Consider the following 11,856-nt stretch of genomic DNA (forward strand, 5'->3'; position numbering starts at 1 on the left):
CATGAAAGACCGGCTGGACAGCCTCGGTATCCCCGCGCGATACAACTTCCGCCCGGAAGGAACCCACTCCTGGGGCTATTGGGAGGACGCGCTGAAGGATTCGTGGCCGACGCTGGCCGCTCCATTGGGAATCTGATCCGGGAATTCGAGATGACTGTTCGCACCCGGGCCACGCGCGTCGTCGGCCTCATGATGGCGGCGGCCTGTGTGGCGCTGTGCCACGCGCCGACCGCGACCGCGGCGCCGGAGACACCGGCGCTGGACGGCGCCAACGACTGGTCCTGTCGCCCCACACCGGCGCGACCGGAGCCGGTGGTGCTCGTGCATGGTTCGGGCACCGATATCGGCCGCAGCTTCCCGCTGCTCGCGCCCGCCATCCGAGCCGAGGGACATTGCGTGTTCGCCGCGAATCTCGGCGCCGCGCCGGGCGTGGTCGACGCGGTGAGCGGACAGACCGGCTCCAGTGCCACCGGCATCGGGCCGATCGGCGCCGCACTGCTGGGACGCGTGGTCTACGGCGTGGCCGACATCGATCGGATGGCGGGCGAACTCGCCGACGTCGTGCGGACCGTGCGGGAGACGACGGGCGCGAGCCGGGTGGCGCTGGTCGGCCACTCCACCGGCGGCACCGTGATCCGGCAGTACCTGCGCGGCCGCGGTGCGGAGGCGGTGTCGCAGGTGGTGACGCTCGGCACGCCGTATCGCGGCTCGACCTGGGCCGGATTGCGCGGCAGCTATCCGGACCTGGCCGCGCTCGGTTTGGCTGACGCGCAGATCGCCGCCCAGGTGTTCGGGGCTCCGGGTCAGCAGCAGGTGGTCGGGTCACCGCTGCTGAACCGGCTGAACGCGGGAGGCGAGACCCTGTCCGGTCTCCGGTACACGGCCATCGCCTCCCGCGCCGATCAGGTGATCACGCCGCAGGACACCGCTCTGCTCGCCGCGCCCGGCCCGGCCGACCGCAACGTGTGGTTGCAGGACGGCTGCCCCGGCGACGCGGCCGACCACAGCGGCATGCTGGAGGATCCGCGCGCCGCCGCCGCCGTGCTCTCCGCACTCGCCGGAGATCGGCGAGCGCTGCCCTGCTGAGGGCACCCCGGCCGGACACGATCACAAGACGACGAGGGAGAACGCGGTGGGTCTCGGCATCACATGTAGCGGGCTGCGCCGCGAATTCGCCGGAATCGCGGTGATCGACGACGTGACCTTTCGTGCCCCCGCGGGCCGGGTCACCGCGGTGGTCGGTCCGAACGGCGCGGGGAAGACGACGCTGTTGTCGATGCTCGCCGGTCAGTTGCGACCGCACCGAGGGTGGCTCCGCGTGGAGGACGCGGACCCGAGCGTCGAACCATGGGTGGTCCGCGCCAGGGTCGGCTGGGTCCCCGACGTGCACGAGGGCAGCGAGACCTGGTCGGTCGCGGAGGTCGTGGAGTTCGCGGCGAAGGTCGCGGGCCACAGCGGGGACGCGGCCGACGAACTCGTCGATCGGGCATTGCATCTCACGCGTTTGGCGGACTCCGCTTCCACACCCGTGCTCCGGCTCTCCCGCAGCGAGAAGAAGTGGCTGAGCCTGGCCAGAGCGCTGGCCGCCGGTACGACGGCACTCGTATTGGACAACCCCATGGCCGATTTGGACGACAACGGTCGTCGCTATCTGGCCGGGATGCTGCGAGCTCTCGCGCGGCAGGACATGACGATCGTCGTTTCGGCTTGTCGCGCAGGCGACCTCGTCGGATGCGCGGAGCACATCCTGCACATCGATCAGGGTCGAGTCGCCGCCGACGCGTCGGTCCCGGCGCCGGACGGTTCGGGACGGACAACCTTCGCCGGACCCGACGTGCGCGGCGCGCGGAGGCCGACTACTTGGGCGTGACCCAGGTGGTGATGTCGGCGTGCACCACCTCCAAGCCGTGCTTGTCGTAAATCGATACCGGCACCACCACCTCGCGGCCCTCGGTGATACTCGCGAAGTCGGGGATCTCGGCCAGCTTCGCGACGGCGCGCAGCCCGGTCTCCGCCTTGGCCAGGTACCGCACGTTCATCGCCTTGGGAATCCATCGGTGCGTCACCGGCACGGTCGCCTCGCTGAGCATGCCCATCGCGACCTCGGCCAGATTGCACACCGCGATGGCGTGGAAGGTGCCGAGGTGATTGTGGATGCCGAACCACTTCGGCGAGGTCACCTCGCACAGCCCCGGTTCGAGCCGGACCACGTTCGGCAGCACGGTGCCGAAGTAGGGCACCCGGGCCACCATCCCGAGCGAGAACAGAGCATGGCCCAGCCGGTTGTCCGGCAGTTTCCTCCAGCCGCGATAGGTCGCGGTCTCTTTGGTCATGGCGGCTATCTTACTCAAAAGTAAGTTCTCTGACGCCCCACTGATTTGAAGTGGCCCGTGGGGGTCGTGCATACTGTTCGGGTTGCCTTGCACCGGGCCGTGCCTGTTTCCGCGTGAAACAGCTGGTCGGGCAGGGCGAGCAGTACCCCATCGTGTACCTCGCCGGGTTTCCGGCGTGGGTACGTCCGGGACAGTGTTCCAGGCCTGAGATGCGCGAGCGATCCGAGGCCGAGGAATGAGCGGACGGGCGACACGCCCGACCGCGTGTACCGGAGAACCATGACAGATGAACAGCGGCGAGGATCGGGCATGCCCGGTCAGGGTCTCCACTGAGACGTCTTCGTGTGTTCGGGCTGTGCAAATGAGGGTGGTCCAGAGGACTGGTGTAGCCGGGCTTCCGGACCACGAAGGAAAGCGGAGAAAAGGACACTTAGCGTGGCGGGACAAAAGATCCGCATCAGGCTCAAGGCCTATGACCACGAGGCGATCGACGCTTCGGCGCGCAAGATCGTGGAGACGGTGACCCGCACCGGGGCACGCGTCGTCGGCCCGGTGCCGTTGCCGACCGAGAAGAACGTGTACTGCGTCATCCGTTCGCCGCACAAGTACAAGGACTCGCGCGAGCACTTCGAGATGCGTACGCACAAGCGCCTTATCGACATCCTCGACCCGACGCCGAAGACGGTGGACGCGCTCATGCGCATCGACCTGCCGGCCAGCGTCGACGTCAACATTCAGTGACGGGGACTCGAGACATGACTGACAACAAGAACAGGCCGGCCGCGGGCATCCTGGGCACCAAGCTCGGCATGACCCAGGTCTTCGACGACAACAATCGCGTCGTTCCCGTGACCGTCATCAAGGCCGGGCCGAACGTCGTCACCCAGATCCGCACCGTGGAGCGCGACGGCTACAGCGCCGTCCAGGTGGCCTTCGGCGCCATCGACCCGCGCAAGGTGACCAAGCCGGTCTCCGGCCAGTTCGCCAAGGCCGGTGTCACCCCGCGCCGCCATGTCGCCGAGATCCGCGTCGCGGACGCCTCCACCTTCGAGGTCGGCCAGGAGATCAGCGCCGACGTGTTCGAAGAGGGCACCTACGTCGACGTCACCGGCACCAGCAAGGGCAAGGGCTTCGCGGGCACCATGAAGCGCCACGGCTTCCGTGGCCAGGGCGCCTCGCACGGTGCGCAGGCCGTGCACCGCCGTCCGGGTTCGATCGGTGGCTGCGCCACCCCCGGCCGCGTGTTCAAGGGCATGCGCATGTCGGGCCGGATGGGTAACGACCGGGTCACCACGCAGAACCTGTCGGTGCACAAGGTGGACGCGGAGAACGGTCTGCTGCTGATCAAGGGAGCGATCCCGGGTCGCAAGGGCGGCGTCGTGATCGTCAAGAGCGCCGTGAAGGGTGGTGCGCACGCATGACGAGCCTCGAGAAGAAGGCCAACCTGACGCTGCCGGTCAAGGAGATCGGCGGCAAGACCAACGGCACCGTCGACCTCCCCGCGGAGATCTTCGACGTGACCGCCAACATCGCGCTGATGCACCAGGTCGTCGTGGCCCAGCAGGCCGCGGCCCGCCAGGGCACGCACGCGACCAAGACCCGTGGCCAGGTCTCCGGCGGCGGCAAGAAGCCGTACCGGCAGAAGGGCACCGGCCGCGCCCGCCAGGGTTCGACCCGGGCGCCGCAGTTCACCGGCGGTGGCACCGTGCACGGCCCGCAGCCGCGCGACTACACCCAGCGCCTGCCCAAGAAGATGAAGGTCGCCGCCCTGCGTGGCGCCCTGTCCGACCGGGCGCGCAACGAGCGCATCCACGTGATCACCGAACTGGTGGCCGGGCAGACCCCGTCCACCAAGACCGCCAAGAGCTTCCTGGCCGAGCTGTCGGACCGCAAGAAGCTCCTGGTCGTGGTCGGCCGCGAGGACGTCGCCGCGTGGAAGAGCGTGGCGAACCTGCAGAACGTGCACCCGATCGCCCCCGATCAGCTCAACACCTACGACGTGCTCAACAGCGACGACGTGGTGTTCAGCGTCGAGGCGCTCAACGCGTTCGTGCACGGCCCGGCCGAGGCTGCACAGGAGGAGAGCAAGTGACCACCATCGCCGACCCCCGCGACATTCTGCTGGCGCCGGTCATCTCCGAGAAGTCCTACGGACTGATCGAGGAAGGCACATACACCTTCCTGGTGCACCCGGACTCCAACAAGACGCAGATCAAGATCGCCGTGGAGAAGGTCTTCGGTGTGAAGGTGACCAGCGTCAACACCGCCAACCGTCAGGGCAAGCGCAAGCGGACCCGCTTCGGTTACGGCAAGCGCAAGAACACCAAGCGCGCGCTCGTGACCATCTCGGCCGACAGCAAGCCCATCGAGATCTTCGGAGGCCCGGTCGCGTAAGCGCCCGGGAATCCAGAAAGCAGAGAAGAACTCATGGCAATCCGTAAGTACAAGCCGACTACGCCGGGCCGCCGTGGCTCCAGCGTCTCGGACTTCGCCGAGATCACCCGGTCGACCCCGGAGAAGTCGCTGCTGCGCCCGCTGACCAAGTCCGGCGGCCGCAACGCCCACGGCCGGATCACCACCCGGCACCGCGGTGGCGGGCACAAGCGCGCCTACCGCCTGATCGACTTCCGTCGCCTGGACAAGGACGGGATCCCGGCCAAGGTCGCGCACATCGAGTACGACCCGAACCGCACCGCGAACATCGCGCTGCTGCACTTCGTGGACGGCGAGAAGCGCTACATCATCGCCCCCAAGGGCGTGACGCAGGGCACCCGCATCGAGTCCGGCCCGACGGCCGACATCAAGCCGGGCAACAACCTGCCGCTGCGCAACATCCCGACCGGTACCACCATCCACGCGGTGGAGCTGCGTCCGGGCGGCGGCGCCAAGCTGGCCCGCTCGGCCGGCATGAGCATCCAGCTGCTCGGTAAGGAAGGCCCCTACGCCACGCTGCGTATGCCCTCCGGTGAGATCCGCCGCGTCGACGTGCGCTGCCGCGCCACCGTCGGCGAGGTCGGCAACGCCGAGCAGTCGAACATCAACTGGGGCAAGGCAGGCCGCATGCGCTGGAAGGGCCGTCGCCCCACGGTCCGTGGTGTCGTCATGAACCCGGTCGACCACCCGCATGGTGGTGGTGAGGGCAAGACCTCCGGTGGTCGCCACCCGGTCTCGCCGTGGGGTCAGCCGGAAGGCCGCACCCGCAAGCCCAACCGTCCGAGCGACAAGCTCATCGTCCGCCGCCGCAAGACCGGCAAGAAGCGCTGAAGGAGGAGGTAAGAAATGCCACGCAGCCTCAAGAAGGGCCCGTTCGTCGACGACCATCTCCTCGCGAAGGTGGACGTGCAGAACGAGAAGGGCACCAAGCAGGTCATCAAGACCTGGTCGCGTCGTTCGACCATCATCCCCGATTTCATCGGGCACACCTTCGCGGTGCACGACGGCCGCAAGCACGTGCCGGTGTTCGTCTCGGACAACATGGTCGGGCACAAGCTCGGTGAGTTCGCGCCGACCAGGACGTTCAAGAGCCACGTCAAGGAAGACCGGAAGAGCAAGCGGCGATGACGACGACCGAGACTCAGAACCCGACTGCGCGCGCGACCGCCAAGCACGTTCGCGTCACCCCGATGAAGGCACGCCGTGTCGTGGACCTGGTCCGCGGCAAGCGCGTCGAGGACGCCCTCGCCCTGCTGAAGTTCGCGCCTCAGGCCGCGAGCGAGCCGGTCGCCAAGGTCGTCGCGAGCGCCGCGGCCAACGCCGAGAACAACCTCGGCCTGAACCCGGCCACGCTGGTGATCTCGACCGCCTACGTCGACGAGGGTGCCACCCTGAAGCGGTTCCAGCCGCGTGCCCAGGGCCGTGCGTTCCGCATCCGCAAGCGCACCAGCCACATCACCATCGAGGTCGAGAGCATCCCCACCGCCGGTGGAGCCACTCGTAACCGCCGGAAGGGAGGGGCAAAGTAAATGGGACAGAAGATCAATCCCCACGGCTTCCGCCTCGGTATCACCACCGACTGGAAGTCGCGTTGGTACGCGGACAAGCAGTACGCGGACTACGTGAAGGAAGACGTCGCGATCCGCAAGCTGCTGGCCACCGGCATGGAGCGGGCGGGCATCTCCAAGGTCGAGATCGAGCGCACCCGTGACCGCGTGCGGGTGGACATCCACACCGCGCGTCCGGGCATCGTGATCGGCCGCCGCGGCGCCGAGGCCGACCGCATCCGCGCCGAGCTGGAGAAGCTGACCGGCAAGCAGGTGCAGCTGAACATCCTCGAGGTCAAGAACCCCGAGTCGGATGCGCAGCTGGTCGCTCAGGCCGTGGCCGAGCAGCTGTCCAACCGTGTGGCGTTCCGTCGCGCGATGCGCAAGGCCATCCAGTCGGCCATGCGTTCGCCGAACGTCAAGGGCATCCGTGTGCAGTGCTCGGGCCGCCTCGGCGGCGCCGAAATGTCGCGCTCGGAGTTCTACCGCGAGGGTCGGGTGCCGCTGCACACGCTGCGCGCCGACGTCGACTACGGCCTCTACGAGGCCAGGACCACCTTCGGTCGCATCGGCGTGAAGGTCTGGATCTACAAGGGCGACATCGTCGGTGGCAAGCGTGAGCTGGCCGCCGCTGCCGCCGCGCCCGAGCGTCCGCGCCGGGAGCGGCCGAGCCGCCCGCGTCGGTCCGGTTCCACCGGCACCACCGCGACCAGCACCGAGGCCGGGCGCGCCGCCACCGCGGTGGCCGACGCCCCGGCAGAGACACAGGAGGGCTGACGCATGCTGATGCCTCGCAAGGTGAAGCACCGCAAGCAGCACCACCCGGGCCGTTCGGGTACGGCCAAGGGCGGCACCTCGGTGGCGTTCGGCGAATTCGGCATCCAGGCGCTGGAGCCGGCGTACGTCACCAACCGGCAGATCGAGTCGGCGCGTATCGCGATGACTCGCCACATCCGCCGTGGCGGCAAGATCTGGATCAACATCTACCCGGATCGCCCGCTGACCAAGAAGCCCGCCGAGACCCGCATGGGTTCGGGTAAGGGTTCGCCGGAGTGGTGGGTCGCGAACGTCAAGCCCGGTCGCGTGATGTTCGAGATGAGCTACCCGAACGAGGAGACCGCTCGTGAGGCCCTGCGCCGCGCGATGCACAAGCTCCCGATGAAGTGCAGGATCGTGACCAGGGAGGAGCAGTTCTGATGGCTACCGGAACACCGGCCGCAGAGCTCCGTGAGCTCACCGAAGAGGAGTTGGTGGCCAAGCTGCGCGACTCCAAGGAAGAGCTGTTCAACCTGCGCTTCCAGATGGCGACGGGTCAGCTGGACAACAACCGTCGCCTGCGCGTCGTCCGTCACGAGATCGCGCGCATCTACACGGTCATGCGTGAGCGTGAGCTCGGTCTGGCCACCGGACCCGCTGACAAGGGAGACGCGGCATGAGCGACAAAGTGGAAGGGCAGCGCGGCACCCGCAAGGTGCGGGTCGGCTACGTTGTCTCGGACAAGATGAACAAGACGATCGTCGTCGAGCTGGAAGACCGTAACCGGCACCCGCTCTACGGCAAGATCATTCGCACCACCTCGAAGGTGAAGGCGCACGACGAGAACGAGATCGCCGGCATCGGCGACCGCGTTCAGCTGATGGAGACCCGTCCGCTGTCGGCCACCAAGCGCTGGCGTCTGGTCGAGGTCCTGGAGAAGGCCAAGTAAGCCTCCTCTGCGGCGTGAAACCGCAAGGCCCGCTTCCCGTTCCGGGAGGCGGGCCTTCGCCGTGTCCGGGGTGGGTACTGTCGTGTTCGTGGTTCGGGTATCGATCGAGCGAACCGGCGGAACGGTCTGACCGGAACCGCGCCCGACGGCACGGCCGATGCGGAGGTGTGAGCGGTGGGGAATGTGACTCGATCTGATCAGCCCTATGACCGAGCGCTGTTGCGCGAACATCTGTTGAAGACCCGGATCGCGGGGGAGGTCGCGACGCCTCGGGAAGGGAATCTGGCGAACTACCGGAAGATGGTGGCGAAGGATCCCGGCTATCAGTTCGGGCTGACACTGAAGGATTGGACGTTCGCCGAGACCCTGGAGATGATGGCGCGTCTGTGCGGGGTCAGCCCCGATCCCCGTCACGTGCGCGGTCCGGACACCATCGACGTCGAGTTGACCCTCGACGCGCTCGACGCGATGGGAGAGCGAATCGGGCTCGCGGCCCGTCGCCGGGAGACCGTGATCCTGGCCACGGGGCATCCGGACACGCTCATGGGCGTCTATCGCGCCGTCGAGGATTCCTTGCGCGCGGCAGGGTGTGTGGTGCTCGCGCCCGCCGCCGGATGGTCCTATCGGGTCACTACGCCTTGGGGTCCGCAGCATCGCGAGATCGTCTATACCTCAGGAGTCGCCGCGCTCGGCACCGACGGCATGCTGCGGCACACCCATGACCCGCATCCGATGCGGGCGGTCCTGCAGGAGTTGCGCGACGCCGCGGACGGCCACTGGCCCGACCTGGTCGTCGCCGATCACGGCTGGGCGGGAGCGGCGGGCGATGCGGGTATCGAGACTGTCGGATTCGCCGACAGCAACGACCCCGCGCTGTTCGCGGGGAAGGCCGAGGGGAAGATCGCGGTCACCGTGCCCCTCGATGACGGAGTTCACCCCGACTACTACCGGCCCCTGATCGCCTATCTGCTGGACCGGGCCGGACTCATCGGGTGAGCCGTGTGTCGCGCACGATCGTTTCGAGATCGGAACGAGAAGGACGCCAGGCCAATTCGGTGATCGCCTTGGTGGGATCGCCGATCAGCACGGCCGGTTCGGGCGCGGCAGGTCGATGGGTCAGCGGGGTACGGCGGCCGGTGTGCCGCTCGACCGCGGCGACGACATCGAGGATGCTGCTGCCGTGGCCGCTGCCGATGAGGTAGCGCGTGAATTCGCCTTGCGGCGGCATGTGCTCGAGGCATGCGACGAAAGCCGCTGCGACGTCGTCGATGTGCAGGTAGTCGCGGACCGCGGTGCCGTCGCCGTTGACCTCCAGGGCCGAGCCGTTCGTCGCGGCGGCGAACGTCCGGGGAATCAACCGCGTCGGGTCGGGGTCCGCGCCACCGGCTACGTTCATCAAGCGCAACACGACAGCGGCCAAGTGACCGGCGCTCGCCTGTGACCGGATCGCCCATTCGGCGGCAAGCTTGCTCGCGGCGTACGGGTGCGCAGGTGCGTCGGGCAGGCGTTCGGTCATCGGTTGCCGCTCGGGGGTTCCGTAGATCGAGCCGGTCGAAGCGAAGACGATTCGCGAGACTCCGCTGGCCGCCATGGCGTCCAGCAACGCGACGGTCCCGCCGGTATTGACGCGGAAGTATCGCAGCGGGTCGGCCGTCGACTCCCGCGCCCGCGTGAGCCCGGCGAGATGACACACCGCGTCCACGCCGTCGAGCGCGTCCCGCAGCCCGGCCTCGTCCAGCAGATCGGCGACCCGCGTCGGCACAAGCGAGGGCGAACCGCTCTCGCGAACCATCGCGATCGGCTCGTGCCCGGCATTACCCAGCAGTCCGACAACCGCCCGGCCGATATAGCCGTTCGCTCCGGTGACGAGAACGCGCACCATACGATCTTGTCATCCAGGAGTGGTTGTACCCGGGGCGGAGCGAATCAGCCGCACCCTCGGTATCCGACTGAAGGCGCTGTTCCACCGTTCGAGTCTGCGCGCTTCCGGTTGTGCCGAGACGCGGAGCTGGCGAGCGCCGCTACTGTGGTCCGCCGACGCCGCCCGAGGATTCGGTGCGGTTTCGGCCGATGACGAGGTCTTGCGTGGTTGGCTGGGGTGGTGGAGGTCGGGCGAGCGCGGATGGCCGCCGGGGCGTTGTTCGTGCGCGCCGACGATGTGTTGCTCGTCCACAAGACGTACGGCGATGGGTGGGATCTGCCGGGTGGGTATGTGGAGCCAGGGGAGGCGCCCGCCGCGGCCTGTCGGCGTGAGGTTCGCGAGGAACTCGGGCTCGAGCGGTCCGTTCGTCGGCTGCTCGTGCACGACTGGGCGCCGCGACCTGGTGAAGGCGACAAGGTTCTGTACGTGTTCGACTGCGGTGTGCTCGGCGCCGAGGAGCGAACCATTCGATTGCAGACGACGGAACTCGATGCGTGGCAGTGGGTTCCGGTCGCCGACATCGACGACTACGTAACGCCGCGGCTGGCTCGGCGGGTGCGGCAGGCGCATCTGGCGTACATCGATGGCTGTCCTCGGTACCTCGAACACGGACGTCCGGTCACTTAGCCCACCGGATCCGACGCGCGGCGGGACAGGCAGTCGGTCAGGTCTTGCGCTATACGTATACATCTACTTATAGTAAGACGGCGGCTCGGGCTATCTGGGAACATCGAATCCGCACCGGTACAGACGGATTCGGAGCGGGCCGGTCCACGGTAGACGCATGCCTGCATGCGCACTTATCTATGAAATGGGGAAATAATGACCACCGATCCGAACAACCCGAGCGGTGCGGACGCTGTCGAGGAAAAGGGCTGCGGAGTCACCATCGTCCAGGAAACCGCGGAGCCGGGCGACGCGGACGATCTGCGCCAGATCGTGTTGCGTGTGGGTCCGGGCGGCGGGCGTCAGCAGCGGTTCTTCGGCAGGCTGCTCGGCGAATCCCGCGAATACACCAAGGTCGGGATGACGGTGGTGCGGGTCTACGTGAGCCGCAAGGGCAAGTTCGTGGTGCACCGGCGGGAATCGGACTGGCGCGAAATGTCCGTCGCGCTCGACTGGACCGAATGGAAGAATTGGCGCGAGTTGCTGCGGCCCGGCAGCGGCGAGCGGGAGTGGGGTGATTACACGGTGGAGATCGTCGACTCGCCCGCTGAGCTGCGCGGCCGGGTGCCGGAGCACATCTACCGGACGGTCGTGGACGTGGCCGAGAACCCGAGCTCGCAGGACCTGCAGATCTGAGATACCGCCGCTTTCCCGCATCCGGAAAGGATCTATTCGCAGATGTTCGCACGACTTGGGGCCGTGGTCGTCCACAATCCGTGGAAGGTGATCGGCCTGTGGGTGCTGCTCGCCATCGCGGTGGTGGCGGCGGCGCCGGAACTGAAATCGACGACCGACCAATCAGCTTTTCTGCCATCGCATTACGAGTCCATTCAGGCGCTCGAGTTGCAGCAGAAGGCATTCCCGGACAGCTCCGCTCCCGCGGCGATCATCGTGTTCGCCCGCCAGGACGGCGCGCCGTTGACCGACGCGGACGCCGCCGCGGTCGTCTCGATCGGCGACAACCTGCGTGACGCGCAGGTCAAGGACGTCATCGGAATGCAACCGACGCCGCCATCGGCCAACCGGCTGGTCCAGATCATCGCGGTGCAGATGACGAAGGTGACGAATCCGAACGACACCATCCAAGGCGACGCGGTCAAGGCGCTGCGCAAGCAGTTGAAGGAGCGCGTCGCGAACACCGACCTGAAGGCCGGCATCACCGGTCAGGCGGCGCAGACGCTGGATCAGCGGGAATCGGGCGACAAAGGTTTGGCCATCGTCGGCATCGCCACCGTCGTGCTGATCCTCGTG

General features: G+C 67.6%; 18 protein-coding genes and 2 pseudogenes. 18 read left to right on the plus strand and 2 right to left on the minus strand.

All coding sequences use genetic code 11. From position 1 onward, the window contains the following. From ON21_RS39845 to ON21_RS03920, 3 genes and pseudogenes are all read left to right on the plus strand, one after another. Positions 1–136, plus strand: a pseudogene (locus ON21_RS39845) (esterase family protein); the annotation flags it as partial. A gap of 14 nt (positions 137–150) precedes the next feature. Next, on the plus strand, positions 151–1,086 hold the full coding sequence (locus tag ON21_RS03915) for a lipase family alpha/beta hydrolase (RefSeq protein ID WP_039795432.1): 936 nt from the start codon (positions 151–153) through the stop codon (positions 1,084–1,086). A gap of 46 nt (positions 1,087–1,132) precedes the next feature. Further along, positions 1,133–1,870, plus strand: a complete 738-nt coding sequence (locus ON21_RS03920) for an ATP-binding cassette domain-containing protein (protein ID WP_051020310.1) — start codon at positions 1,133–1,135, stop codon at positions 1,868–1,870. Here the strand turns inward: ON21_RS03920 and ON21_RS03925 are convergent. Continuing rightward, on the minus strand, positions 1,857–2,333 hold the full coding sequence (locus ON21_RS03925; protein ID WP_039795434.1) for a hotdog fold domain-containing protein: 477 nt from the start codon (positions 2,331–2,333) through the stop codon (positions 1,857–1,859). The two genes, ON21_RS03920 and ON21_RS03925, sit on opposite strands and share 14 nt — an antisense overlap. A gap of 435 nt (positions 2,334–2,768) precedes the next feature. Here ON21_RS03925 and rpsJ point away from each other — a divergent pair, with 435 nt between their 5' ends. The 12 genes and pseudogenes from rpsJ to ON21_RS03985 all read left to right on the plus strand — a co-directional run bounded on the left by rpsJ (position 2,769) and on the right by ON21_RS03985 (position 9,014). After that, positions 2,769–3,074, plus strand: coding sequence for a 30S ribosomal protein S10 (gene rpsJ, locus ON21_RS03930; protein ID WP_003938093.1), 306 nt, complete (start codon positions 2,769–2,771; stop codon positions 3,072–3,074). 14 nt (positions 3,075–3,088) lie between these two features. Then, positions 3,089–3,754 (plus strand): 50S ribosomal protein L3, encoded by a 666-nt coding sequence (gene rplC / locus ON21_RS03935; protein ID WP_039795435.1) that lies wholly within the window; start codon positions 3,089–3,091, stop codon positions 3,752–3,754. After that, positions 3,751–4,425, plus strand: coding sequence for a 50S ribosomal protein L4 (gene rplD, locus ON21_RS03940; protein WP_039795438.1), 675 nt, complete (start codon positions 3,751–3,753; stop codon positions 4,423–4,425). The genes rplC and rplD overlap by 4 nt, the downstream gene beginning before the upstream one ends. After that, positions 4,422–4,727, plus strand: a complete 306-nt coding sequence (gene rplW, locus ON21_RS03945) for a 50S ribosomal protein L23 (RefSeq protein WP_011207266.1) — start codon at positions 4,422–4,424, stop codon at positions 4,725–4,727. Before rplD ends, rplW begins: the two co-directional genes overlap by 4 nt. A 33-nt stretch (positions 4,728–4,760) precedes the next feature. Then, positions 4,761–5,597 (plus strand): 50S ribosomal protein L2, encoded by an 837-nt coding sequence (rplB, locus tag ON21_RS03950; RefSeq protein WP_039795441.1) that lies wholly within the window; start codon positions 4,761–4,763, stop codon positions 5,595–5,597. 15 nt (positions 5,598–5,612) lie between these two features. Continuing rightward, the gene (gene rpsS, locus ON21_RS03955; RefSeq protein WP_039795442.1) at positions 5,613–5,894 is read left to right on the plus strand and encodes a 30S ribosomal protein S19; all 282 of its coding nucleotides are present in this window, start codon (positions 5,613–5,615) and stop codon (positions 5,892–5,894) included. Beyond that, on the plus strand, positions 5,891–6,295 hold the full coding sequence (gene rplV, locus ON21_RS03960) for a 50S ribosomal protein L22 (protein ID WP_039795443.1): 405 nt from the start codon (positions 5,891–5,893) through the stop codon (positions 6,293–6,295). The genes rpsS and rplV overlap by 4 nt, the downstream gene beginning before the upstream one ends. After that, positions 6,296–7,090 carry a 30S ribosomal protein S3 gene (rpsC, locus tag ON21_RS03965; protein ID WP_039795445.1) on the plus strand — a complete coding sequence of 265 codons (795 nt, stop codon included), beginning with the start codon at positions 6,296–6,298 and terminating at the stop codon, positions 7,088–7,090. A gap of 3 nt (positions 7,091–7,093) precedes the next feature. Next, complete coding sequence (gene rplP / locus ON21_RS03970; protein ID WP_039795447.1) at positions 7,094–7,510, plus strand: 50S ribosomal protein L16; 417 nt, start codon at positions 7,094–7,096, stop codon at positions 7,508–7,510. Continuing rightward, positions 7,510–7,749: a 50S ribosomal protein L29 gene (gene rpmC, locus ON21_RS03975; RefSeq protein WP_039795449.1), complete on the plus strand. Its 240-nt coding sequence runs from the start codon at positions 7,510–7,512 to the stop codon at positions 7,747–7,749. Before rplP ends, rpmC begins: the two co-directional genes overlap by 1 nt. Positions 7,750–7,769: 20 nt before the next feature. Then, positions 7,770–8,018 (plus strand): annotated as a pseudogene (gene rpsQ / locus ON21_RS03980) (30S ribosomal protein S17); the annotation flags it as partial. A gap of 183 nt (positions 8,019–8,201) precedes the next feature. Beyond that, positions 8,202–9,014 (plus strand): phosphatase, encoded by an 813-nt coding sequence (locus ON21_RS03985; protein WP_039795454.1) that lies wholly within the window; start codon positions 8,202–8,204, stop codon positions 9,012–9,014. On the opposite strand, the gene ON21_RS03990 is transcribed toward ON21_RS03985, so the two are convergent. Continuing rightward, on the minus strand, positions 9,004–9,900 hold the full coding sequence (locus ON21_RS03990) for an NAD-dependent epimerase/dehydratase family protein (RefSeq protein ID WP_051020312.1): 897 nt from the start codon (positions 9,898–9,900) through the stop codon (positions 9,004–9,006). The genes ON21_RS03985 and ON21_RS03990 overlap by 11 nt on opposite strands. A gap of 216 nt (positions 9,901–10,116) precedes the next feature. Between ON21_RS03990 and ON21_RS03995 the strand changes: the two genes are divergently transcribed. From ON21_RS03995 to ON21_RS04005, 3 genes are all read left to right on the plus strand, one after another. Beyond that, positions 10,117–10,566, plus strand: coding sequence for an NUDIX domain-containing protein (locus ON21_RS03995; protein WP_245562456.1), 450 nt, complete (start codon positions 10,117–10,119; stop codon positions 10,564–10,566). Positions 10,567–10,761: 195 nt separating this feature from the next. Next, the gene (locus ON21_RS04000; protein WP_051020314.1) at positions 10,762–11,241 is read left to right on the plus strand and encodes an EXLDI protein; all 480 of its coding nucleotides are present in this window, start codon (positions 10,762–10,764) and stop codon (positions 11,239–11,241) included. A gap of 42 nt (positions 11,242–11,283) precedes the next feature. Further along, positions 11,284–11,856: MMPL family transporter (locus ON21_RS04005; RefSeq protein ID WP_157170698.1), on the plus strand; the 573-nt coding region annotated here is incomplete at its 3' end.

Source organism: Nocardia araoensis NBRC 100135 (assembly GCF_000308435.1).
Lineage (GTDB): Bacteria > Actinomycetota > Actinomycetes > Mycobacteriales > Mycobacteriaceae > Nocardia > Nocardia araoensis.

Bases quoted from the DNA above. Each gene is read 5' to 3' on its own strand.
- ON21_RS03915 (WP_039795432.1), top strand. From the start codon at position 151: ATGACTGTTCGCACCCGGGCCACGCGCGTCGTCGGCCTCATGATGGCG.
- ON21_RS03990 (WP_051020312.1), bottom strand. From the start codon at position 9,900: ATGGTGCGCGTTCTCGTCACCGGAGCGAACGGCTATATCGGCCGGGCG.
- rplV (WP_039795443.1), top strand. From the start codon at position 5,891: ATGACGACGACCGAGACTCAGAACCCGACTGCGCGCGCGACCGCCAAG.
- ON21_RS03925 (WP_039795434.1), bottom strand. From the start codon at position 2,333: ATGACCAAAGAGACCGCGACCTATCGCGGCTGGAGGAAACTGCCGGAC.
- rpmC (WP_039795449.1), top strand. From the start codon at position 7,510: ATGGCTACCGGAACACCGGCCGCAGAGCTCCGTGAGCTCACCGAAGAG.
- rpsC (WP_039795445.1), top strand. From the start codon at position 6,296: ATGGGACAGAAGATCAATCCCCACGGCTTCCGCCTCGGTATCACCACC.
- rplC (WP_039795435.1), top strand. From the start codon at position 3,089: ATGACTGACAACAAGAACAGGCCGGCCGCGGGCATCCTGGGCACCAAG.
- ON21_RS04000 (WP_051020314.1), top strand. From the start codon at position 10,762: ATGACCACCGATCCGAACAACCCGAGCGGTGCGGACGCTGTCGAGGAA.
- rplP (WP_039795447.1), top strand. From the start codon at position 7,094: ATGCTGATGCCTCGCAAGGTGAAGCACCGCAAGCAGCACCACCCGGGC.
- rpsS (WP_039795442.1), top strand. From the start codon at position 5,613: ATGCCACGCAGCCTCAAGAAGGGCCCGTTCGTCGACGACCATCTCCTC.
- rplD (WP_039795438.1), top strand. From the start codon at position 3,751: ATGACGAGCCTCGAGAAGAAGGCCAACCTGACGCTGCCGGTCAAGGAG.
- rplB (WP_039795441.1), top strand. From the start codon at position 4,761: ATGGCAATCCGTAAGTACAAGCCGACTACGCCGGGCCGCCGTGGCTCC.